Origin of the sequence: Leifsonia sp. 563, from assembly GCF_040545055.1 — a bacterium.
Taxonomy (GTDB): Bacteria; Actinomycetota; Actinomycetes; order Actinomycetales; family Microbacteriaceae; genus Leifsonia.
Window position 1 is genome coordinate 12,974 of sequence record NZ_JBEPLE010000003.1, and the last position, 22,646, is coordinate 35,619.

20 protein-coding genes are annotated in these 22,646 nt (G+C 70.9%); 10 read left to right on the top strand and 10 right to left on the bottom strand.

The window, feature by feature from the left end; translation table 11 throughout:
- Positions 1–16: 16 nt before the first annotated feature.
- Together ABIC47_RS10500 and nucS are read right to left on the bottom strand one after the other, a co-directional pair.
- The gene (locus tag ABIC47_RS10500) at positions 17–436 is read right to left on the bottom strand and encodes an SseB family protein (protein ID WP_018189137.1); all 420 of its coding nucleotides are present in this window, start codon (positions 434–436) and stop codon (positions 17–19) included.
- On the bottom strand, positions 436–1,131 hold the full coding sequence (gene nucS / locus ABIC47_RS10505) for an endonuclease NucS (protein WP_018189138.1): 696 nt from the start codon (positions 1,129–1,131) through the stop codon (positions 436–438). Before nucS ends, ABIC47_RS10500 begins: the two co-directional genes overlap by 1 nt.
- A 45-nt stretch (positions 1,132–1,176) precedes the next feature.
- On the opposite strand from nucS, the gene ABIC47_RS10510 reads away from it, so the two are divergent.
- Positions 1,177–2,223 (top strand): lactonase family protein, encoded by a 1,047-nt coding sequence (locus ABIC47_RS10510; RefSeq protein WP_354480176.1) that lies wholly within the window; start codon positions 1,177–1,179, stop codon positions 2,221–2,223.
- 41 nt (positions 2,224–2,264) lie between these two features.
- Here ABIC47_RS10510 and ABIC47_RS10515 read toward each other — a convergent pair whose 3' ends face one another.
- Complete coding sequence (locus tag ABIC47_RS10515) at positions 2,265–3,527, bottom strand: MFS transporter (RefSeq protein WP_020076105.1); 1,263 nt, start codon at positions 3,525–3,527, stop codon at positions 2,265–2,267.
- A 69-nt stretch (positions 3,528–3,596) separates the two neighbouring features.
- Between ABIC47_RS10515 and ABIC47_RS10520 the strand changes: the two genes are divergently transcribed.
- Positions 3,597–4,688 carry a LacI family DNA-binding transcriptional regulator gene (locus ABIC47_RS10520; RefSeq protein ID WP_018189141.1) on the top strand — a complete coding sequence of 364 codons (1,092 nt, stop codon included), beginning with the start codon at positions 3,597–3,599 and terminating at the stop codon, positions 4,686–4,688.
- 4 nt (positions 4,689–4,692) lie between these two features.
- Positions 4,693–5,901: an amidohydrolase gene (locus ABIC47_RS10525; RefSeq protein WP_354480179.1), complete on the top strand. Its 1,209-nt coding sequence runs from the start codon at positions 4,693–4,695 to the stop codon at positions 5,899–5,901.
- A 36-nt stretch (positions 5,902–5,937) separates the two neighbouring features.
- Here the strand turns inward: ABIC47_RS10525 and ABIC47_RS10530 are convergent, their stop codons facing one another.
- Positions 5,938–7,278, bottom strand: a complete 1,341-nt coding sequence (locus ABIC47_RS10530; protein ID WP_354480181.1) for an MATE family efflux transporter — start codon at positions 7,276–7,278, stop codon at positions 5,938–5,940.
- A 69-nt stretch (positions 7,279–7,347) separates the two neighbouring features.
- On the opposite strand from ABIC47_RS10530, the gene ABIC47_RS10535 reads away from it, so the two are divergent.
- From ABIC47_RS10535 to ABIC47_RS10560, 6 genes are all read left to right on the top strand, one after another.
- Complete coding sequence (locus tag ABIC47_RS10535) at positions 7,348–7,983, top strand: hypothetical protein (protein ID WP_354480184.1); 636 nt, start codon at positions 7,348–7,350, stop codon at positions 7,981–7,983.
- A gap of 106 nt (positions 7,984–8,089) precedes the next feature.
- Positions 8,090–9,091 (top strand): hypothetical protein, encoded by a 1,002-nt coding sequence (locus ABIC47_RS10540; protein ID WP_354480186.1) that lies wholly within the window; start codon positions 8,090–8,092, stop codon positions 9,089–9,091.
- Between the two features lie 69 nt (positions 9,092–9,160).
- Positions 9,161–10,096 carry an ABC transporter ATP-binding protein gene (locus ABIC47_RS10545; RefSeq protein WP_354480189.1) on the top strand — a complete coding sequence of 312 codons (936 nt, stop codon included), beginning with the start codon at positions 9,161–9,163 and terminating at the stop codon, positions 10,094–10,096.
- Positions 10,093–11,787: an ABC transporter permease gene (locus ABIC47_RS10550; RefSeq protein ID WP_354480192.1), complete on the top strand. Its 1,695-nt coding sequence runs from the start codon at positions 10,093–10,095 to the stop codon at positions 11,785–11,787. Before ABIC47_RS10545 ends, ABIC47_RS10550 begins: the two co-directional genes overlap by 4 nt.
- 14 nt (positions 11,788–11,801) lie before the next feature.
- Positions 11,802–12,275, top strand: a complete 474-nt coding sequence (locus ABIC47_RS10555; protein WP_018189148.1) for a GbsR/MarR family transcriptional regulator — start codon at positions 11,802–11,804, stop codon at positions 12,273–12,275.
- Positions 12,276–12,312: 37 nt separating this feature from the next.
- Positions 12,313–12,732, top strand: a complete 420-nt coding sequence (locus ABIC47_RS10560) for a hypothetical protein (RefSeq protein ID WP_354480195.1) — start codon at positions 12,313–12,315, stop codon at positions 12,730–12,732.
- A gap of 13 nt (positions 12,733–12,745) precedes the next feature.
- On the opposite strand, the gene ABIC47_RS10565 is transcribed toward ABIC47_RS10560, so the two are convergent.
- From ABIC47_RS10565 to ABIC47_RS10575, 3 genes are all read right to left on the bottom strand, one after another.
- Positions 12,746–13,654: a serine hydrolase gene (locus tag ABIC47_RS10565; protein WP_020076096.1), complete on the bottom strand. Its 909-nt coding sequence runs from the start codon at positions 13,652–13,654 to the stop codon at positions 12,746–12,748.
- Between the two features lie 159 nt (positions 13,655–13,813).
- Complete coding sequence (locus ABIC47_RS10570) at positions 13,814–15,790, bottom strand: M13 family metallopeptidase (protein ID WP_354480198.1); 1,977 nt, start codon at positions 15,788–15,790, stop codon at positions 13,814–13,816.
- Positions 15,791–15,806: 16 nt separating this feature from the next.
- The gene (locus ABIC47_RS10575) at positions 15,807–16,208 is read right to left on the bottom strand and encodes a hypothetical protein (RefSeq protein ID WP_354480200.1); all 402 of its coding nucleotides are present in this window, start codon (positions 16,206–16,208) and stop codon (positions 15,807–15,809) included.
- 121 nt (positions 16,209–16,329) lie between these two features.
- Here ABIC47_RS10575 and ABIC47_RS10580 point away from each other — a divergent pair, with 121 nt between their 5' ends.
- Positions 16,330–17,475, top strand: a complete 1,146-nt coding sequence (locus tag ABIC47_RS10580) for a PrsW family glutamic-type intramembrane protease (RefSeq protein WP_354480203.1) — start codon at positions 16,330–16,332, stop codon at positions 17,473–17,475.
- Here the strand turns inward: ABIC47_RS10580 and ABIC47_RS10585 are convergent.
- From ABIC47_RS10585 to ABIC47_RS10595, 3 genes are all read right to left on the bottom strand, one after another.
- Entirely contained in the window at positions 17,439–18,497 is a 1,059-nt protein-coding gene (locus ABIC47_RS10585) for an NAD-dependent epimerase/dehydratase family protein (protein ID WP_354480206.1), read from the bottom strand. The two genes, ABIC47_RS10580 and ABIC47_RS10585, sit on opposite strands and share 37 nt — an antisense overlap.
- Before the next feature lie 46 nt (positions 18,498–18,543).
- Complete coding sequence (locus ABIC47_RS10590) at positions 18,544–21,123, bottom strand: bifunctional lysylphosphatidylglycerol flippase/synthetase MprF (RefSeq protein WP_354480209.1); 2,580 nt, start codon at positions 21,121–21,123, stop codon at positions 18,544–18,546.
- A 64-nt stretch (positions 21,124–21,187) separates the two neighbouring features.
- Positions 21,188–22,576 carry a glycine--tRNA ligase gene (locus tag ABIC47_RS10595; protein ID WP_354480212.1) on the bottom strand — a complete coding sequence of 463 codons (1,389 nt, stop codon included), beginning with the start codon at positions 22,574–22,576 and terminating at the stop codon, positions 21,188–21,190.
- Between the last annotated feature and the right edge of the window lie 70 nt (positions 22,577–22,646).

The following is a 22,646-nucleotide window of genomic DNA, read 5'->3' on the forward strand; positions in this document are numbered from 1 at the left end:
GTATCTGAAGCGTAGGTCAGCGCTCGCCGAGGGCGGATTCGATGTGAGAACGTGCGACGACCATGGTGTGCGCGGCTCCTGGGTCGAACTGCACGGCGACGAATTCGGCGGTGTGGATGAATCCCAGCGCCTCGAGCGCCGGCACGATGACCGCCTGCACGCGCGCTCCCTCGCCCTCCGCCGACTGGGCGACGGCCGCCCGGAGCGCGTTCATCGACGTGAAGAGGGGGAGCACCGCCTCGCCGGTGGTGGAGCTGATGGTGCGCAGCCGGGTGTCCTGCGGAGTGGAGCCGGTCACATCCACCACCAGGCCGCCCTTCACCGCGGTGGCGAGCAGCGCATCCAGGTTCTCCAGGGTCGGCTCGGCGGCGAGGGCGGTCAGGGCCGTGCGGACCGGGACGTTCTCGTAGCTCTGGGGGAAACGCGGCTGCGCCATCAGAACAGCCTGCTGTCGCTGTCGTCGAGGCCGCGCATGGCGTCGTAATCGAGCACCAGGCAGCGGATGCCGCGGTCCTCCGCCAGCGTGCGCGCCTGCGGCTTGATCTCCTGGGCGGCGAACACGCCGGTGACCGGGGCGAGGTGCGGGTCGCGGTTCATCAGCTCCAGGTAGCGCGTCAGCTGCTCGACGCCGTCGATGTCGCCCCGTCGCTTCAGCTCGACGGCGACCGCAGCTCCCGCGGAGTCACGGGCGAGGATGTCGACAGGGCCGATCGCGGTCATGTACTCCCGGCGGACCAGCACGTGGCCGTCGCCGAGAAGGTGGATCTGCTCGGCGAGGAGCTTCTGCAGGTGAGCCTCCACCCCATCCTTCTGCAGCCCCGGGTCGATGCCGAGGTCATGCGCGGTGTCGCTGATGATCTCGTGGATGGACACGACGAGCATGTCGGCGGTCTTCGCCTGGGTGACGCGCCAGACCTCGCGGATCCCGGCCGCGCGCTGCAGCTCGTCGGGCTCGTCGACGGTCAGCGTGCACGGCGGGCTCATCCAGTTGAGCGGCTTGTACGACCCGCCGTCCGAGTGGACGAGGAGGCTGCCGTCGGCCTTCAGCATCAGCAGCCGTGTCGCCAGCGGCAGGTGCGCGCTGAGCCGCCCCGCATAGTCGACGGAGCAGTTGGCAATGACGAGGCGCACCGCAACATCCTAAGTGCAGCCGGGGACGGTGGTTGGATGGTCGGCATGGCCCACGAGCTCCTCATCGGCACCTACACCGAACGCCTCCCGCACGTCGACGGTCACGCCGAGGGGGTGCTCAGCGCCCGCTTCGACGGGTCGGACGTGACCGGAGTGTCGGTCGCGGCGCGGGTGGCGAACCCGTCCTGGGTGACGGCCGCGCCCGGTGGTGAGCACGTGTACGCGGTGAGCGAGACGGAGCCCGACGGCGGCCTCGTCGCCTTTGCGCGCGCGGCCGACGGCTCGCTGACGGAGCTGGGCTCGGCGTCGAGCGGCGGGCCGTCTCCGGCGCACGCGGTGGTGCACCCGAGCGGGCGATTCCTCATCGCGGGGACGTACGGCGGCGGCACCGTGTCGGTGTTCGCGCTCGCCGCTGACGGATCTCTCGGAGAGCGCACCGCGTTCGTGCGGCACGAGGGCCGCGGACCCGACCCGGAGCGGCAGGATGCGCCTCACGTGCACCAGCTGAGCGTCGACCCGGTGAGCGGCGATGTCGGCGTCGTGGATCTCGGCATCGGCGAGGTGCGCTGGTACGCGTTCTCGGATGCCGGCGCGCTGACCCTCCGTCCGGAGGCGACCGTTGTGCTCGGCTCGGCCGGCCCGCGGCACCTGGCGTTCCATCCCGACGGCCGTCATGTTGTGCTGGTGAACGAGCTCGATTCCAGCGCCGACGTGCTGCGACGGGAGGGCGACCGCTTCGTGCGGGTGCAGAGCACGACGACCCGGGCCGACGGGGCCGACGGCGACAACCTGACCGCCGCGGTGTGCATCAGTGACTCGGGCCGCACGGTGCTGGTGAGCAACCGCGGGGATGACGCGGTCGCGATCTTCGCGTTCGACGCCGAGGCTTCGCGGCTGAGTCTGGTGGACTCCGTCGCGGTCGGCGGCCGCACGCCGCGTGACCTCGTGATCGCGCCCGGGGGCGACCGGGTGCTGGCGGCCTGCCAGGACAGCGACGAGATTGCGGTGCTGGCGTTCGACGATGCCGAGCGCAGCCTCCGTCTGCTCGGGACCTCGCTCGTCCCGACGCCGGTCTGCCTCCGCTTCGTCTAGCGCGGCGTCAGGTCTAGCGGGGCGTCAGCTTTCGCGCTGCATCAGGCGGGGTCGGGGGAGGCGGCGCGGCGCTCCGCGGGCGCGTCGACCGGGCGCACGGCGGGTGCCGCCAGGAACGCGGCGACCAGCAGCGCGAGCACGAGGAACAGCGCGTTCAGGAGGCCGAAGTGCTGGCCGAGGAAGCCGATCAGCGGCGGACCGGCCAGGAAGGCGCAGTAGCCGATGATCGCGACCGCGGAGACGCGTGCGGCGGGGTTCGCGGCGCCGTCGGCGGCCGCCGACATCCCGAGCGGGAAGCCGAGCGAGACGCCGAAGCCCCAGAGCACGGTTCCGATGACGACCAGCCACATCGGGCCGCCCACGATGAACAGCACCAGGCCGACGGCGCCCATGCCGGCGGTGATCCGGATGGCATTGACGCGGCCGATGCGGTCGACGATCGGGCCGCCGACGACCCGGCCGACGGTCATCGCGACCACGAAGAAGCCGAAGACGAGCGCACCGACGGAGTTGGCCTGACCGTGGCCGTCGACGACGGCCAGCGAGATCCAGTCGTTCGCAGAGCCCTCGCCGAACGCCATGCCGAGCATGACGACGCCGATGAGGATGAGCCGCCAGTCGGCCCAGACGGCGAGCGACGTGCGCATGCGCTCGCCGAACGGGATGCGCTCCTTCTCGGCCGCCTCGTCGCCGAGTTCGGCCTCGCGCGGGATGTAGCGGACGGCCACGATCGCGATCGCGACGATGACCACGGCCGTGCCGAGCAGGTGCCAGACGACCGCGACCCCGAGCGCTGCGGCCGCCGCACCGATGCCGGCGCCGAGCACCGTGCCGAGGCTGAAGCACGCGTGCATGAGCGGGAGAAGCGTCTTCCCGATCTCACGCTCGACGGCGGTGGCCTCGACGTTCATCATCACGTCGACCATGCCGTTGCCGAAGCCGAGCAGGATGAGCCCGACGGCGACCGAAGGGATGGAGTGGAAGGTCGTCGCTCCGAAGCCGATGAACAGGATCCCGATGGCGACGATCACGAGGCCGGCGACCATCCCGCGATGCGGGCCGAAGCGGACCAGGATGGGGGAGGAGACGGTGAGGCCGAGGATGGCGCCCACCGACATCCCGAGGATGAGGAGCCCGACGGCCGAGGGGTCCTTGCCCAGTCCCAGGTCGTCGCGGATGCCCGGGATGCGGGCCACCCAGGTCGCGAGGGCGAGGCCGGAGAGGATGAAGATGACGAAGACCGCGTTGCGCCAGGCGGTGAGCTCCCGACGGGAGCGCGTGGTGGTCGAGATCGGCTGTGACATCGGGGCGATTCCTGTGGGTTCGTCGGCTCGAATCGTTTCGATCGAAACGATTCGACTAAGCTATCACACGTGAACGAACCCAGCACAGCCCCTGCGGCCGTCCGGCCCACCCTGGCCGCGGTCGCCCGCCTGGCCGGTGTGTCGAACTCCACCGCATCGCTCGCTTTCTCCGGAACAGGCCCGGTCTCCGACGCCACCCGCGAGCGCGTGCTCGCCGCCGCGAAGCGTCTCAACTACGCCGGGCCCGACCCGCGGGCGCGCTCGCTGCGCCGCGGTCGCTCGGGCATCGTCGGTGTCGTGATGGAGGAGCGCGTGCGCGACGCCTTCCGCGACCCCATCAAGATCGCCTTGCTCGACGGCATCACGGAGGAGATCGGCGCGATCGACGCGGGCCTCCTCATCCTCACCGACGCCGGCGAGGCCGCGCAGCGGATCGAGGACGCCCCGATGGATGCGGTCGTGCTTGTCGGCTGCAGCCCGCGTCTCGACGAGTCGGTGGCGACTCTCCGCCAGCGGGGCATCCCGCTCGTCGCGATCGAGGGAGACCCGGCCGACGGCGTCCCGACGATCGGTCAGGACAATCGGGAGGCCACCCGCGTCGCCGCCCAGCACCTCTACGACCTCGGCCACCGCGACGTCTCGGTGGTGACGCTGTCGCTCACCCGCGATCGCGCGCGCGGACCGCTGACACCGGACCGCCTAGCGGCGGCCAGCTCCACCACCGCGCTCGACCGGCTCGCCGGTGCCCGGGACGTCTTCCCGGACGCCCCCGGCTGGGTCACGCGCGGGTCGTTCGTGGAGGAAGGACGCGCCGCCGGCCGTGCCCTCCTCGCCGACGCGCGGCACCGGCCGACCGCCGTCATCGCCCAGAGCGACCTGTTGGCCGCGGGCGTCATCCGTGCGGCCGAGGAGCTGGGTCTGGAAGTGCCGTGGGATGTCAGCGTCGTCGGTTTCGACGGCGTGCGCGTCGACGGCCTCTGGCCGTACGACCTCACGACCCTCGTCCAGCCCGCCGTCGAGAAGGGGCGTGCCGCGGGACGGGCTGTCGTCGAGATGCTGGAGGGCGGGGAGCCGATTCCCTCCACATTCACGAGCGTTTTCCACCAGGGCAACACAACGGCGGCTCCACGGGTCTCCTCGGGGGCGCCGGTCGTAGGCTGACGGCATGGATCTCGAAGCCCTCTACCGCGACCTTCACGCCCACCCCGAACTCGCCTTCACCGAGCACCGCACGGCCGGCATCGTCGCCGAGCGGCTGACCGAACTGGGGCTCGAGGTGCACACCAGCATCGCCACGACAGGCGTCGTGGGCGTCCTGCGCAACGGCGACGGCCCGACCGTGCTGCTCCGAGCCGACATGGACGCGCTCCCCGTTCGCGAGCAGACCGGGCTCCCGTGGGCTTCGACCGAGACGGTGACCGACGAGGCGGGCAACGCCGTGCCGCTGATGCACGCGTGCGGCCACGACATCCACATCACCTGCCTGCTCGGTGCCGTCGAGGCGCTGAACGACTCGCGCGGTGAGTGGTCCGGAACCCTCGTCGCCCTCTTCCAGCCGGCCGAGGAGCACGGAGGGGGAGCCCAGGTGATGGTCGACGACGGTCTGTATGAGAAGGTGCCGGTTCCGGATGTCGTGCTGGGGCAGCACGTGCTGCCGTACCCGGCCGGGATGGTCGGCGCGCACCCCGGTGCGGCCATGGCGGCGGTCGACACGATGGAGGTCACGCTCCACGGGCGCGGCGGTCACGGATCCCGGCCCGAGACGACGATCGATCCCGTCGTGATGGCGGCGGCGACGGTCATGCGCCTGCAGACGGTCGTGTCGCGCGAGATCTCGCCGCAGGACACCGCCGTCGTGACGGTCGGCAGCCTCCACGCCGGCACCAAGAACAACATCATCGCGGCCGAAGCCACGCTCGGGATCAGTGTGCGCAGCTTCAACGAGGAGGTCCGGCAGCGCGTGCTGGACGGCGTCCACCGCGTCATCGCGGCGGAGTCGCAGGCGTCCGGCGCCCCGAAGGCTCCGGATATGGAGTGGGGGGAGCGCTACCCCGTCACTGTGAACGACCCCGAGTCGACCGAGCGGGTCAACGCGGCCTTCGCGGCCGAGTTCGGGGTCGATCGGGTGCTGCACCCCGGCGCGCTCTCCGGCAGTGAGGACGTCGGAAATCTCGCGACGGCGGCCGGTGCCCCGCTGGTCTACTGGATGCTCGGAGGGGCCGATCCGGAGACGGTGCTCACCGCGATGGCGGCGGGTACGGTCGACACCGACATCCCGACCAACCACTCGCCGTTCTTCGCGCCGCTTCCGCAGCCGACGATCGACACCGGGGTCCGGGCGCTCGTGGTCGCTGCGCGGGAGTGGCTGGCGTAGGGGCTCACGGGCTGAGGGGCCGGCTTCGCTAGACGCCTAGATCGTCGCTCCCGCACGCATCCACGTGCGGCCGCGAGCGCGCAGGCCGAGCGTGAGCGCGCGGGCGCCGAGGTAGCCGAAGGCGAACGCCGCCGTCAGGGCGGCCAGGCCGGTCGCATCGTGCCCGCCCCAGACGACGGCGGCGACCGCGAGCGGGACGAACACAGCCACGTTCGCGAGGCCGGTGAGGGCGAGATACCGCGCGTCTCCGGCACCGATGAGCACCCCGTCGAGCACGAACACGTAGCCGCCCAGAGGGGCGCCTGCGCCGACGATCGCCAGCGAGAGGGGCAGCAGCGCGGCGACCGACGGATCGCTCGTGAAGACGCCCGCCGCGACAGGGCTCAGCGCGATCGTCACCAGGCCGAGAACCGCGCCCGCGCCGATTCCCCACTGCACGCACCGGCGCAGCACCGCACGGACGTTCTCGAGGTCGCCGGCCCCCAGCCCCTTCCCGATGAGTGCCTGCGCGGCGATGGCGAGGGCGTCGAGGGCGAAGGCGAGAGTCGCGAACACGGTCATCGTGACCTGGAAGGCGGCGAGTTCGTCCGGGCCGAGACGGGCTGCGGCGAAGACCGCCAGAAGCATGGCCGCACGCAGACTCGCCGTGCGGAGGAGCAGCCAGCCGCCGGCACGCGCCGTCCGGCCGATGCCGGTGTGATGGGGGAGGAGGGAGGCTCCGACCCGGCGGGCGTGACGGGCCACGATGATCGCGTACACCAGCACCATCGCCCACTGCGCCGCGACGGTACCGAGCGCCGACCCGCGGATGCCCAGTCCGGCGACATAGATGAACAGGTAGTTGAGCACGATGTTCGCGGCGAAGCCCGCGACCGCGACGGCGAGCGGCGTGCGGGTGTCCTGGAGTCCGCGCAGCAGGCCGGTCGCGGCGTAGACCAGCAACATGGCCGGGAGCCCGAGCATGGACAGGCTCAGGTACTGCGTCGCCTGCTCGCTGACCTCGGACGACGCTCCGAACAGACTCACCAGGAACGGCGAGGCCGCCCACCCCGCGCCGGCGAGCACCACTCCGAGCACGAGCGCGAGCCAGCAGCCGTCCACGCCCGCCGCGACCGCACCGCGCTCGTCGCCCGCTCCCAGCCGGCGCGCGACAGCGGGAGTCGTGCTGTAGGCGAGGAACACCATCAGCCCAACGATCGTCTGCAGCACCGCACTCGCGATGCCGAGACCCGCGAGGGGCGCGACCCCGAGGTGCCCGACCATCGCCGAGTCGGCCAGAAGGAAGATCGGCTCCGCCACCAGAGCCCCGAGAGCGGGAACGGCGAGGCGGAGGATCTCGCGGTCGACCGGGCGGCGGAGAAGGGTGCTCACGACCATCCACGCTAGCCCGGGCCGCCGACGTCGTGTCGTCGGACCGATGTCGGTGGCCCTTCCTACAGTGGAGCCATGAGCCACCTGATGCCGGAACCCCTCGCGACCTGGACCTGGCGGCTCGAGCGCGTGCGCAACGGTCGCACGGTGCTCACCCGGGCCCAGGCGGCGACCGCGCGCACCGACCTCGTGAACGACCGCGCCGCGCATCCGGCCGACTACGCCGACTACGAGGAGGAGTACGCGACGGCTCTCGACGAGCTCGAGGTGCTGTCGCGGCAGGCCAACCGGCACGACGACCTCCTGTCGGTCATGGCGGCGGACCGGCGAGCGGCCGAGCGAGAGGCCGCCGCGAGCGGGACGGCGTCGGCCGGTGGGTCGACGAGCGCGTCGGCACCTCGCTCCCTCACGTCCCTCGCCGCCGAGCACGACCGGGTGGCGAAGGGGCTGCCGGAGGCACTCGACCAGTGGGTGCACCGGCTGATCCGGTACCGCGCGGGCGTGAAGATCATCACACCGATCGAGGCGGCGCGGGCCGAGATCCGTCTGCGCAACGAGGCAGACCTGCAGCCCGCCGCATACCGCACGGGCGTCGCCGCGGCGTACTACAACCGGGTGATCCGTGAGCTCGGCGAGATCGCCACGGCGGAGCGTCCGGGCCGACGGGATGCTCCCGGGCTGACGCGCGGGCTCGGCGCGGCGCTCGTCTGATCTGTTCCCGCATGGGGTCGCGCCGGCCGTGTCCTCAATGGCGGGGTGCGGCTCCGCGATCCGCCACTACGATCGAGCCATACGCGTGAGCTGAACGGGGGGCGCGGTGAGTCCGAACGAGGCGGCAGAACTGCTGGGGGTGTCGCCGGGAGCGACACGCGACGAGGTGGAGCGCACCTACCAGGCGCGGCTCGCGGAGGCTGGTGCCGACCCGCAGCGCCGTGATGCCCTGACAACGGCACGGGATGCGCTTGTCGCGGCATCCGCCTGGCAGCCGCCCTACCCGCAGAACGCGACGACGCAGCCGTATCCGCCGCAGAACGCGCCCGCTCAACCGACGCAGCCGTATCCGCCGCAGAATGCGCCGACCCAGCCGCAGCCTCCCTTCGCCCCGCAGCAGCCGTACGGCGCGGCGGCCCAGCCGACGAGCGGAGGGTCATACGCCGGCGCAGCGCAGGGCGGCTACCCGCCGCCCGGCTATCCGCAACAGGGCTACGCCCAGCCCGGGCAACCCCAGCCCGGCCAGCCCCAGCCCGGGCAACCCGCGCCGGGCTACGGCCCCGGTGCCTTCGGCACGTACCAGGGCTACCCGCCCCCGCCACCCCGCAAACGCATGTCGACCGGCGCCATCGTGGGTATCACGGTCGGCGGGATCGTCGGCGGGCTCGCCATCCTGCTGGTCGCGGTGCTCGTCATCGTCTCGATCGGCGCCAGCACCAGCCGGATCGCGCAGGCCGAGAGCAGCTCCAGCGCCTCGCCGTACGAGAGCGACCCGGGCGACGGCTCGTCCGACGACCCGTCCGAGGAGCCCTCGGACCCGGGCTCCGGCGACCCCGGTTCCGGCGATTCCGAGGTCGACGACTACGACGTCGACGGCGTTCACGTCCACTACGTCGACGGCTGGACCTTCGAGCTCACGCCCGGCCAGACCTGCGCCGGCGCGACCGTCACCGCCACGTTCGCCGACACCCCGGAGGGCGAGACGCTCGACTCGTGGACCACCACGGTCGACCTCCAGGCCGGGGTCCCGTACGACCTGACCATCCCCGACAGCGCCTCCGAGTACGACTACGCGGGCATCGAGTCGGTCCAGTGCGGCCAGGCGTGACACGGCGGCGCTGACACGCCAGAAAACACAACTTTCACAAATTACTGAAAAAGGCGTAGCATCCCGCCCATGGATGCAGTGATCGACGTCGCCGGTCTCGAGAAGAGATTCGGCCGCGTACGTGCTCTCGATGGCCTCGACCTGACGGTGACGCCGGGCGAGGTTCACGGCTTCCTCGGCCCGAACGGAGCGGGGAAGTCGACCACGATCCGAGTCCTGCTGGGTCTCGCCCGGGCCGACGGCGGCCGTGCCACCGTCTTCGGGGGCGACCCGTGGAAGGACGCGGTCGCCCTGCACCGCCGCCTTGCGTACGTGCCGGGCGACGTCAGCCTCTGGCCCAACCTCTCCGGCGGAGAGGCGATCGACCTCCTCGCGCGTCTACGCGGCGGCACCGCCGACCACGCGCAGTACGCCGCGCGCAAGAAGCGCCTCATCGACGTGTTCCAGCTCGATCCGACCAAGAAGGGCCGCGCCTACTCGAAGGGCAACCGGCAGAAGGTGGCCCTGGTCGCCGCGTTCGCGACGCCGGCCGACCTGTACATCCTCGACGAGCCGACCAGCGGACTCGACCCGTTGATGGAGGCGGTGTTCGACGCCGAGATCCAGCGCGTCGCGGCGGAGGGCGCGACGGTACTGCTGTCGAGCCACATCCTGTCGGAGGTGGAGCAGCTCTGCGACCGGGTCAGCATCATCCGTGCCGGCCGGACGGTCGAGACCGGGACCCTCGACGAGCTGCGCCACCTCACCCGCACCGAGTTCTCGTTCAGCGCGGAGGGCGTCGCACAGGATGCGCTAGCGGCCCTCCCCGCCACGCACGACCTGAGGGTGGTCAACGGCCGGGTGCGGTTCACGGCGGACAGCGACGCCGTGCCGTCGCTGCTCGGTGCGCTCTCGCGGTTGGAGGTGCGCGGCCTCACCGTCGCGCCGCCGTCGCTGGAGGAGCTGTTCCTCCGTCACTACGGCGATGACGTCACCGCCGACGAACGCGTCGGGGCGTCACGATGAGTACGACCATCGCGCCGGACCGTCCGGCGCGCACCGGCGAGGCCGTCCCCCGCGCGACCGCGGGCGCCGTCCTCGGTGCCCTGATGCGCCAGCGCCTGCGCCGCGACCGCTGGCAGATCCTGATCTGGCTCCTGTGCATCGCCCTTCTCGCGATGTTCTCGGCATCCGCCATCGATCAGACCTACGGGGACGCGAACGCGCGCGCGCAGTTGATCCGCCTCGCGATCGCCGACCCGACCATCATCGTGCTCCGGGGGCTGCCGCAGGGCACGTCGCTGGCGGCGGTCGCCTTCTTCGAGATCTACACGTTCCTGGCCCTGCTCGCCGGACTGATGAACACCTTCCTGGCCGTCCGCCATTCACGAGCGGAGGAGGAGTCCGGCCGTGCCGAGCTGGTCGGTTCGACGCCCGCGGGGCGCCTGTTGCCGACCACGGCGACGGTTCTGCATGCTGTCGCGGTGAATGCGGCCCTCGCCGTCGTGACCGCGCTCGGGTTCATCGCCGCCGGACTCCCGGCGTACGGGTCGTTCGTCGCCGGCGCTGCAACCGCCGGGGCCGGGTTCGCCTTCTTCGCGGTCGGCCTGCTGCTCGCCCAGCTGATGAACACCTCCCGCGGCGCCAACGGCTTCGCGGCCGCGGTCGTCGTCCTCGCCTACCTCGTGCGCGGGATCGGGGATGCGATGGGCACGCCTTTCGGCGACGGGACGCACCAGCGCTCCGCGTGGCCCACGTGGCTCAGCCCGATCGGATGGGGCGAGCAGTTCGCGCCATACACCGGTGACGACTGGCGGCCGCTGCTGCTGCAGCTCGGTCTCGCCGTCCTGCTGATCGCCGCCGTGTTCGGGCTGCAGGCCGTCCGTGACTCGGGTGCAGGACTCATCCCGGAGCGGGCCGGTCGAGCGACCGCGCGCCCGGCGCTCGGCGGCGTCTTCGGCCTGGCCTGGCGACTGCAGTGGCCGACCGTGCTCGGCTGGACGATCGGCGGAGCCCTCGGCGGGCTTCTCGCGGGGGCGCTGGGCACCGTCATCAACAGCTCGATCGCCGACAATCCGGCGCTCTCGGGCATCCGCGATGCGATCGGCCGCATCGGCGGTGGCGGTTCGGGTCCGCTGACCCAGCTGTTCATCTCCGCGATCTTCTCCATCATCGGTGTGCTCGCGGCGGCGTGTGCGGTGCAGACGGTCATCCGGCTCCGGCAGGAGGAGGCCTCCGGCACCGCCGAACTGGTCATGTCGGCCCCGGTGACCCGGACGCGGTGGCTGTTCTCGTACGTCGCGGTCGGCGTCATCGCCGTGCTGGCGGTGCTGCTCGCGGGGGCCATCGCCTCCGGACTGTCGGCGGTCGCCGCGGGAGAGGGCGCATCCACGTTCGGCGACTCGTTCGCGGCCGCCGCGGCGCAGGTGCCCGTCGCCCTCGTCTACCTCGGGGTGCTCACGCTGGTGTTCGTGCTCGTCCCGAGCTGGACGGCCCCGGTCGGCTGGGCGGCGCTCGGACTCGGGGCGTTCGTCGGCATCTTCGGCGGGTTGGTCAAGCTGCCGGAGGGCGTGCGGCACCTTTCGCCGTTCGCGGATGCGCCGGTCGTTGTCGGCGACGTCGACTGGACCGGTGGATACTGGATGCTCGGCATCACGGTCGTCGCGCTCGCCGGCGCCGCGGCCCTGATCCGCCGCCGGGATTTCGCGATCGGATAGACGGGACGGTGCCCATGGCCCAGGACGAGGCGGCGCTCGCCGAGGTGATGGAGCACTCCGCTGCCGTACTGACGGCCGCCGGGTTCCCGAAGATGCCGGCGCGCGTGCTGATGGCCCTGACCGTGACGGAGACGCCCGGGCTGACGGCCGCCGAGCTCGCCGAGCGTCTCGAGGTGAGCCCGGCGGCCATCTCGGGAGCCGTCCGCTATCTGCAGACGCTGGGCATCATCCGGCGTCTCTCGCAGACGGGGAGCCGGCGCGACCGGTACGAGATCCCGAGCGACTGGTACGCCCTCATGGTGCGCAACAGCCCCATCTACGGTGTGCTCGCCGACCAGGCGGAAGCGGGCCTCGCGGCGGTCGGAGACCCGGATTCGCCGGCGACCGAGCGACTGCGCGACATGGCCGGGTTCTACCGCTTCATCCAGGGTCGGCTTCCCGGGATGATCGCCGAGTGGGAGCAGGTGCGGAGCGCCCGCCAGCAGTGACCGCACTCGGTCGGAGCCGCGCCGTTATGCTGTTCGCGTGCCACCGGTAGCCGACCTCGGGATGGCGACGGTGGGCCTGTGCGCCGCAGCCGTCGCGGCCTTCGTCGTCGTGGTCGTTCGTCGTCGCCGCTCGGCTGCCGAGGCGGCCGACACCGTGGCCAGGGCGACCGCCCGCATCGACGCCCTGACCGGCACGACGTTCGACACGGTCCGCTACCGCGGCGAGGTCCCGCAGCTGGTCTTCGAGGGCGACCTGACGCAGGTGATGACGGTGGATCGGCTCCCGACGGTCGTCCGTGGCCCGTCCATCCTTCGAGCGGGCCAGCCGGGCCACCGCCAGGCTCTGGCGGACCTGCGCGGGGAGACGGTCTTCGTCGCGCGCTTCTCGGCCGAGGGCGAACTGGTGCTCGAGTTCGGCACCGGGTCGCTCGTCATCGAGCCCTCGACGTCGGCGTGAGCCGGGCGGCGACTCAGAACACGTACTCCAGCAGGTCGAGGCCGACCGCGCGCATCCCCTCGATGACCGCAAGGCGCTCGGGCAGGCTCGTGTCGTCGAAGTAGGTCGAGACGGCGTAGGTGACCCCGGCGCGCGGGCCGCGGAGCACGCCGACCTCGCTGCGCACGCCCTCATCCGTCCCCGTCTTGTTGACCAGCAGGATGCCGTGCTCCGGGTGGCGGTGCGAGTGCGGGTCGAGGCCGAACGCACTGGAGACGAGCGAGAAGTCGCTGTTGAGAGACAGCCACGAGATGACCCGCTGGCTGGTGGCCGGGTTGACGATCTCGCCGCGGGCCAGCGCCGAGAACAGCCAGGTCAGCTCGTTCGCGCTGCCGACGGAGAGCTGCGGGGCGTCGTCCGGGCCGCGGTGGTCGCGCACCAGGTCGAGGAGGGCCGTGCGCGTCAGCCCGAGCGACTCGGTGCGGGCGCTGACCGCCTCGAGACCAACCCGACGGAGGAGCACGTTCGTGGCGAGGTTGTCGCTGGTCGCACCGACGAGGGCGGCCAGGTCGGCGACCGGGAGGGACGGGACGTGAAGGTGCTGCCAGATGCCGGACTCGCCGGCGATGTCGCGGGTGTCGCGGTCGAGGTGCGCCAGCGGACTGAGCTGACCGGACTGCAGGCGTGCCGCCACCTCGACCAGCAGCAGCACCTTGCCGATGCTCGCGGTCGGCATGACGACGTGATCGTCGACCGAGAACAGCACGGCGCCGGTGGACAGATCCGTCGCCCTCGCCGAGACCTGCACCCCCGAGACGGCGAGCCGACCGAGGGCGTCGAATCCCCGGCTGAAGGTCTCGGTCGATCCCGGCGCGCGGTGACGGCCGCGGCGGGTGGCTGCCTGCCGGGCCCTCCGTGAGGACTCTTGCGCCTGGATCGTCACTGTGTCGCTGGGTCTTTCTTCCGAGTGCGGTGTACCGGAACTGCGGCGACCGTGCACCGGCCCCGCGGTCGGGGCCGCAGGGGTGCCCGCGGCGACGACAGGGACGATGTTACCCCGTGATCGGGGGTCATGGAGCGGCACGTCTCGACGGTCGTCGGCTCACCAGATGGTGACGCGCTCGGCCGGCGGAAGCCAGAGCCGGTCGCCGTCGCCGACCTGGAAGGTGTCGTAGAAGGCGTCGATGTTGCGGACGATCTGGTTGCAGCGGAACTCGTTCGGCGCGTGCGGGTCGATCGCCAACAGGCGGATGACCTCCTCATCGCGGCCCTTCTGCTGCCAGGCCTGCGCCCACGACAGGAAGAACCGCTCGGCGCCCGTGAGCCCGTCGATGACGGGAGGCTCTTCGCCGTTCAGCGAGAGCAGGTAGGCCTTCCAGGCGATGCCGAGGCCGCCGAGGTCGCCGATGTTCTCTCCGATGGTGAGGGCGCCGTTCACGTGGTGCTCGGGCACCTGGGCCGGGGCGAGCGCGTTGTACTGCTCGATCAGGCTGGCCGTGCGCTCCTCGAAGGCCGCGCGGTCCGCCTCGGTCCACCAGTCCTCGAGGCGTCCGTCGCCGTCGAACTTGGAGCCCTGGTCGTCGAAACCGTGACCGATCTCGTGCCCGATGACCGCTCCGATGGCGCCGTAGTTGGCGGCAGCATCCCTGTCGGCGTCGAAGAACGGGAACTGCAGGATGGCCGCGGGGAACACGATCTCGTTGAAGCCGGGGTTGTAGTACGCGTTGATCGTCTGCGGGGTCATGAACCACTCGTCGCGGTCGATCGGCGAGCCGATCTTGCCCAGCTCGCGCTCGAACTCGAACAGCGCGGCGGCGCGCACGTTGCCGACGAGGTTCGTCGGGTCGATCTCGAGTCGCGAGTAGTCCCGCCACTTCACCGGGTAGCCGATCTTGGGCGTGAACTTCTCGAGCTTGTCGAGGGCGCGCTCCTTGGTCTCCTCGCCCATCCAGTCGAGGGTGCGGATGCTCTGGCGGTACGCCTCGATCAGGTTGGCCACCAGCTCGTCCATCTGCTGCTTGGCTGCGGGCGGGAAGTGGTGCTCGACGTAGATGCGGCCGACCGCTTCGCCCATCGCGCCCTCGACCAGCGAGACGCCGCGCTTCCAGCGCACGCGCATCTGCGGGGTTCCGGTCAGCGTGCGGCCGTAGAAGTCGAAGTTCGCCTCGACGAAGTCGCCCGACAGGTAGGGGGCGGCGCCGTGGATGACCTGCCAGGTCAGCCAGTCGCGCCACGACTCGAGGCGGTCGTCGGTGAGGAGCTCCGCCAGCCCGGCGGTGAACGACGGCTGGCGGAGGACCACCTCGGCCAGCGCTCCCTGCGGGGCGTCCAGCGCCTCCGCCCAGACGTCGAGGTCGGCGGCCTGTCCGGAGGCGGCTCCGCCGGTGAACACGGCCTTGGCGTCGGCCCAGTCGTAGAGGTTGTAGGTCTTCTCCGAGTCGCGGGAGGCGACGTTGTCCCAGTGCTTGCCGGCGATCGCGGTCTCGAGGTCGAACACGCGCTGGGCCCGCTCGGGGGCGTCGTCGTAGCCGGCGAGCTCGAACATCTTCTGGATGTGCGCGACGAAGGCCTCGCGGACGGGCGCGAAGCGCTCTTCGCGGAAGTACGACTCGTCCGGCAGCGAGATGCCCGCCTGCTCGAGGAAGACGAGGTAGCGCCCCGGGTCGCCCGGGTCGTTGTCGACGAACAGCTGGTAGAACCCGCCGAGGCCGCGACGCTCCAGCTTCGCGATGGTCTGAAGCAGGCTCGGGATGCTGTCGACGCCCTCCGCGAAGGTCAGCTCGTCGCGGATCGCCTCCACGCCGAGAGCGTCGATGCGCTCCTCGTCCATGAAGCTCGTGTAGAGGTCGCCGAACTTTCGCTCCTCGGTGCCCTCCGGCGCGTTCTGCGCCTTCTCGACGATCTCGTGGACGGCGGTCTCCGACTCCTCGGCGAGGATCATGAACGAGCCCCAGCGCGCCTTGTCGGCCGGGATCTCGGTGGCCTCGAGCCACTTCCCGTTCACGTGCCGGAAGAGGTCGTCCTGCGGACGGACGGCCGGGTCGAGTTCGTCGGTGCGGATGCCGGAGTCGAGCGTCATGCGCCCAGCCTACGGGTCAGGCGGTGGCGCGGGCCACCGAGCTGAGCCGGAGGTACGAGAGCGCGAAGAGCGAGGCCAGCGCGAGCTCGGCGAGGATCGACACGGTTCCGGACAGGCTGCCGAATCCGGCGAACGACAGCACGATGTTGACGATGGCGAGCAGCCCGTAGCCGGCAGCGAGCACACCGCTCAGCAGCGGCCGGTTGGTCATGCGCCACCAGGGTCGCGCGGCGGCCACCGGCTCACCCGGGCCGCGGAACACCCGCGTGACGAGGTACCACCCGAGCGTCTGCAACACGGTCAGGACGATGGATGCGGGCTCCGAGTGGAGGGCGTCGAACAGCAGCACGAACACCAGGGTCACCGCGAGGAGGACGACGATTACGATCGTCTTCTCGCGCGGGGTGGTGAAGCGCATGGTGTTTCCTCCTGGTGTTCAGCATCCAGGATGTCAGGGCGGCCCGGCGCGTCGTCGCAGGCTCGCCGTGTCGCCCGGACGGGGAGGCGTGCCGCGGGCGCGGAATTCGTATGCTTGCCCGGTGACCATCGCACCGTCCGACAGCTCCGCCGGCCAGAGTTCCGCCGGCCAGACCGCGCCCGCGTGGACCCCGCCTCCCGGCTGGTACGGCGACCCGTACGACGCGCGCTCGCTGCGCTGGTGGAGCGGGGCGGAGTGGACCGCCTACACGTATCCCGTTCAGGCGCAGCCCGTCCAACCCGCGAAGAAGCCCAAGCCGCCGCACAAGTGGATCGGCCGGTTCGGCGGGTGGATCTTCGCCGGCTCCAGCGTCTTCATCTGGCTCTGGCTGTTCGGCTTCAGCTTCTTGTTCAACGCCATCGCACCGCACGCGGACGATGACGGACCGGCGGTGCTCTCTCCATTCCTCCTGGTGACGGGCGCGGCGACGGTGGCAGCGGCCATCCTCTACACGATGGCCTACCGCCTGAAGCCCGCTGACGGGCTGTCCGCGTCGCGCCTCGCCATCATCGCGGGCGTCGGTGGCCTGGCCGCGACGCTCGTCGCGGCCCCGATCAACACCCTGATCAATGTGTTGAGCGGCGGGACGTCGTCGCACCCGAGCGGGCTGCCTCTGGTGCTCGCCGGCGTGGTGGAGGAGCTGGTCAAGGTGACCGCGGCGATCCTTCTGGCCCTCCGGCTGCCGGTCAAGAACGCCCGGATCGGGCTGTTCGTCGGCGGTGCCGTCGGGCTGGGGTTCAGCGTCATCGAGAACCTCAGCTACCTGCAGGAGGCGTTCGCCCGCGGGCAGCACTCGCCGCTCGGCTTCGGCGTGTTCGTCGGGACGGCGATCGGGAGGGAGCTCACCGGCCCGTTCCTTCACCCGGTGTTCACCGCCCTCCTCGCCGCGGCCGTGTTCGGTGCGACGCGCAACGGCCGCTTCCGGGTGACGTTCGGTGTCGTGCTGGCGTACCTCGGTGTCGCGGCGGCCCATGGGATGTTCAACGGAGCCGCATGGCTGTCACAGAACGTGCCGTGGCCGGCGGCGGCGCGCGGGGGCGCCATCCTGCTGTTCGACCTCGTGTTCGTCGTGGCCAGCGGGGTCACCTGGCTGCTGATCGCGCGGAGGATCCGGCGCAGGTCGGAGCAGGAGGCAGCGCAGCAGGAGGCGTCGGACCAGCAGGCGGAGGATCAGCGCGCGGCGACGAACGCGTCCTCGGCGGCGTAGTCGAACCACCGGTCGGTCCGCGCCCGCTCGACGAGGTTCGGGAACACCGCCTCCCACGTCTCCTGCCGACGCTCCGCGGCGAGCACTTCGCGCACGGTCCAGTCGATCGTGGACTCCACCGCTTCGGCGTAGGTCACCGACTGCCGGTAGCCGAGCTCGACGGTCGCCGCCGTCATGCTCAGCAGCAGAGGATGCGCGACCGTCCACGGCGTGCTGCCGACGCCATCGATCGGGGGCCCGGGGAACGCGACGATCTCCACGTCGTGATCGAGTGCCCGGAAGATGATCCGCGCGATCTCCGCGACGCTGAGGTCGTCCCGGTCCACCGCGTTGAGCACGCGCCTGCCGGGCTGCGCGGCGCACAGGGCGACGAGTTCTGCGATGTTCACCGTCGATGAGGTGCTGAACCGGTTGGTCCCGTCGTCGGAGAGCACGATCCGCTTCCGGCCGTCGAGGGCGCGCTTGATGAAGTACCACTCGCGGAGCGCGGGGCTGAACGGCCCCTGGATGGCGCCAGGGCGCAGGATGCTGACCGGCAGGTCGTCGACGGCGAGCAGCCGACGCTCCATCGCGGCCTTGAGCGGCGAGTACGTCCGCTTGTCGTTGTCGACGGTCGGGTCGCTCTCCCGCAGCGGGACGGGATAGCGCGGGAAGTCGTCCGGCCCGGTCACCACATCCAGGTACCCGCCGTCGGCGCCGACGTACACCGAGCCCGTCGAGATCACGACGAGCGACCCGACGTCTCCGGCCAGCTGCGCGAGCTGGTCGGCGTGCCGCGGCTCGTACGCGACGGTGTCGAGCACGAGGTCGTGGCCGCGCGCGCGGTCGAGCAGCGCGTCGGTGTCGTCGCGGTCCAGCCGGATGCTCGTGACATCCAGGTCGGCGAGGTCGGTGTCGCCGCGGTGCGGTCCGCGGTGTGCGAGCAGCACCGACCAGCCGTCGAGCGCGAGGCGCCGGGCGGCCGCGGAGCCGATCTGTCCGGTGCCGCCGATGATCATGGCGGTGCGCGTCGTGGCGGTCATGCGGTCACCGTACCCCGGGGAGGCGCTCCGAGGTGGGCCGGAGACGTTACCGGATGAGGGTACGCGCGAGGGCGACGTACTCACGCGCGTTGGCGTCCGGCAGGTACGCCTTGCCGATCGCGTTGCCGATCGCCGGGAGCGCGACCGCGTCCGGGTATGCCATGTAGATGGTCTCGTAGGTGGGGTTGAACTTGCTCTTGAACGAGAACAGGGAGGCGAACCCGTAGGCGGGCTCGAGCGTCCGGGCGAGGAACGCGAGCAGCCGGTCCATCGCCGTCGGCTCGTCCGCATCCCCGTCGTCGAGCGGTTTCGTGGCGAGCGGTGCGCCCGACAGGCTCAGCACCTCGATGCCCTCGTCGCGCATGTGCTGGGCGGCCGAGGCGATGACGAACTCCATGATCCCCGACATCGAGCCGTCCGCACGCCGCATGAAGTCGATCGTGTAGCCGACCACCCGGCCGTCGCGCCAGCTCGGCAGCCAGCTGGTGACGGCCTGGAGCCCGCCGTCGGGGTCGAAGGCCAGGTACAGCCGGACGTCCGGATCCTTGAGCTCGTCGATGCCGCCGAGGGTGAATCCCATCTCGGGCAGCTCCTTCTCGGAGACCCACTGCTCGCTGACGGCCGTGATCTGCGTCTGGATGAGCGGGGAGAGGTCGTCCCAGGTCGTCCAGAGCGTCGATATGCGCGCCTTGACGCCGCGGTTGTGCGCCTGCCGCACCTTCTGCCATGGCTTGCCCACGAGGTCGAAGGTCTGCGGGTGCATCAGCGTCTCCTCGCCGACGGACATCGTCGGCCAGCCGAGAGCGTCGAAGACCGGGAGGTACTCGCCGTGGATGCTGTAGAAGACCGGCGTCCAGCTGTTGGCGTCGCAGAACTGGACGAACTCGGCGATGGTCCGCTCCGCACGCTCCGGTCGGCACACCGGGTCGGAGAGGGTGATCGCGATCCCGTTGATGACCCGGTAGGCGATCGCGGACTCGCCGTCGGAGCTGAACCAGTAGACGTTGCCCGGCCAGGTGCCCATGAAGCCGAGCGTTCCGCCACCGCCCTGGCGCAGCAGCGACCGGAAGTGCTCCTCGTCGGCCACGGTGCGGCCGGTGAACGTCGCGCGGTACAGCTGCAGCGTGGCGAAGATGAACACGATCCAGAACACCGGCCCGACCCAGTGGTACAGCACGACCACGATCGGGGATGTCGGCACGATCGGGGTTCCGAGCAGCGACAGGAAGCCGGCCGGGACGAAGCGGCGCAGCGCCGAGGAGAACACGTCGGCGACCGTGGCGTCCGGCACGAACTCGGTGAGGGAGGCGAGCCCGGCGATCAGGTAGGCCAGCGCAAGGAGCGCGAAGGTGCAGAACACGATGATCGCGAAGCGGACGGCGGCCTCGCGCGGCGACCGGATCTGGAACTGCCGTCGGGTGGCGATCAGCAGCGCGATCGACGCGATCGGAACCAGCAGGGCGGCCAGCAGCCACAGCAGCACCTCGAGGGCGGGAGCGAGAGCGTCGATGCTCTGCACATCCAAGTCGACGTCGCCGCCGAGCGCGGTGAACGGCAGCAGCAGCATCGCCGCGTTGACCGCGATGCCGAGGATCAGGGCGAACCGGCGGCCGCGGCGCAGGCCGATGGCCGTGAGGAGCAGCAGGGCCAACGGCAGGATCGAGAGCAGCAGCGGACCCGGGCCCTGCACCGACACCATGAGCAGCTGACTGCGGCAGTTGCTCGTGTACGAGACGTCGCAGCGCGCCATGACCGCGGCGACATCCACCTCGGGGCGCTCGAACAGCGCGGCGACGAACGAGAGCGGGCCGAACCCACCGGGAGGGAGCAGGGCGAGCAGCGGACCGAACGCCGTGATGGCGATGATGGCGGCGACCAGCGTGCGCGTCTCGGCGTGCGAGCTGCGGTGCAGCCGCCGGAGGCCGCCGCGACGGAGCAGGACTCCCAAGCCGAGACCGAGCAGGGCCGCGATGAGCCGGTAGACGTTGTTCTGGTCGCCGTTGTAGAGCACGAAGACGAGCACGACCGCGAAGGTGAGCAGCCGGATGCGCCTGCGCCACAGCGCGCTGGCGAACGCGCTCGCCGTGATCAGCGTGCCGACGATGCCGACCGTCGGGTCGAGTGTGAAATCGAACTCGGTGGCGGTCGCCCACAGCTCGCCGACGTTCGCGGCGCCCCACTGCAGCAGCACACCGAGGGTGATGCCGAGCACCCCGGTGATCAGGAACGCAAGGACGGTGCGGGCGGTGCCGATCAGCCGCTCGGCCGCGGCCATCACCGTGAGGGCGAGCACGACCGCGATGATCGTCTGCGCGAGGTCCTCCGGCACGAAGAGCGCCGTGAACGGGGTCCACCAGAAGCCGGCCCGGATGGTCGTGGTGACGCCGGCCGCCCAGACGAGCGCGTCGCCGCCGACGTTCGCGGCGCTCCACAGCGTCCCCGTGACGATGGACGTCGCGAGCACCACCACCGCCAGCGCGATGCTGGCCGGAGCGATGCGCCCGTAGCGGGTCAGCATCCGCCCGAAGCCGTCGCCGCGCTGCTCGGAAGCCGCCTCGGCCGAGCCCTCGGGCGCGGGGGAGCTCGGGGGCGTCGACGTCGTCCGGTCGGTGTCTGCGTCGCTCATTCGGGCCTCCGTCACACTGGGCTCGGTCCGAGGACAGGCTAGAGGATGTCGGAGCCCGCGCGGGTCAGATCTCGCGGAGTCGTTCGGCCAGGTAGCGGTCGAGTCCCTCGAGCGGGATGCGCTCCTGCTGCATCGTGTCGCGGTCGCGGACCGTCACGGCGTCGTCCTCGAGCGAGTCGAAGTCGACCGTGACGGCGAGCGGCGTTCCGATCTCGTCCTGCCGGCGGTACCGGCGTCCGATCGCGCCCGAGTCGTCGAAGTCGACGTTGCGGCGCTTGCGCAGCCGGTCGGCGAGACCGCGGGCGAGCGGGGACAGTGCCTCGTTGCGCGAGAGCGGCAGCACGGCGACCTTGACCGGCGCAAGGCGCGGGTCGAGGCGCAGCACCGTGCGCTTGTCGGTGCCGCCCTTGGCGTTTGGCACCTGCTCCTCGTCGTACGCGTCGACCAGGAACGCCATGAGCGCGCGCGTCAGGCCGAACGACGGCTCGATCACGAACGGCACGTAGCGCTCGTTCTTGTTCTGGTCGAAGTAGCTCAGGTCTTTGCCGGAGTGCTCGATGTGCGTCTTCAGGTCGAAGTCGGTGCGGTTGGCGACACCCATGAGCTCGCCCCACTCGCTGCCGACGAACTCGAACCGGTACTCGATGTCGATGGTCCGCTTCGAGTAGTGCGCCAGCGACTCCTTAGGGTGCTCGAACCGGCGGATGTTGTCCGGCTTGATGCCCAGATCGGTGAACCACTCCCAGGCGAGGTCGATCCAGGTCTCGAACCACTCCTCGTCCGTGCCCGGCTCGACGAAGTACTCGATCTCCATCTGCTCGAACTCGCGGGTGCGGAAGATGAAGTTGCCCGGCGTGATCTCGTTGCGGAACGCCTTGCCGATCTGGCCGATGCCGAACGGCGGCTTCTTGCGCGAGGTCTGCAGCACCGAGGCGAAGTCGGTGAAGATGCCCTGCGCCGTCTCCGGGCGCATGTAGTGCAGGCCGGACTCGTCGTCGACGACGCCGAGGTAGGTCTTCATGAGGCCCGAGAACTGCCGGATCGGCGTCCACTGGCCGACCTTGTCCGGGTGATCCGGGTCCGGGATGTCGTCGAGGCCGTTCGCCGGCTGGTGGCCGTGCTCGGCCTCGTACGCCTCGAACAGGTGGTCGGCGCGGTAGCGCTTATGGGTGATCAGCGATTCGGTCAGCGGGTCGCTGAACACCTGGACGTGACCGGAGGCTTCCCACACGGCGGTCGGCAGGATGATGGCCGAGTCGAGGCCCACCATGTCGCCGCGGCCGCGCACGAAGGAGTTCCACCACTCGCGCTTGATGTTCTCCTTCAGCTCCACGCCGAGGGGACCGTAGTCCCACGCCGACCGGGTTCCGCCGTAGATCTCTCCGGAGGGGAAGATGAATCCACGGTGCTGAGCCAGCGTGATGACGGAATCCAGTCTCGACGGTGCGGCCATGGTGCTCCCTGTGCGGTGCGGGTGTGTGGGGGACCCGTCCATCCTACTGAGGAAGCGCACCCGGGCGTCG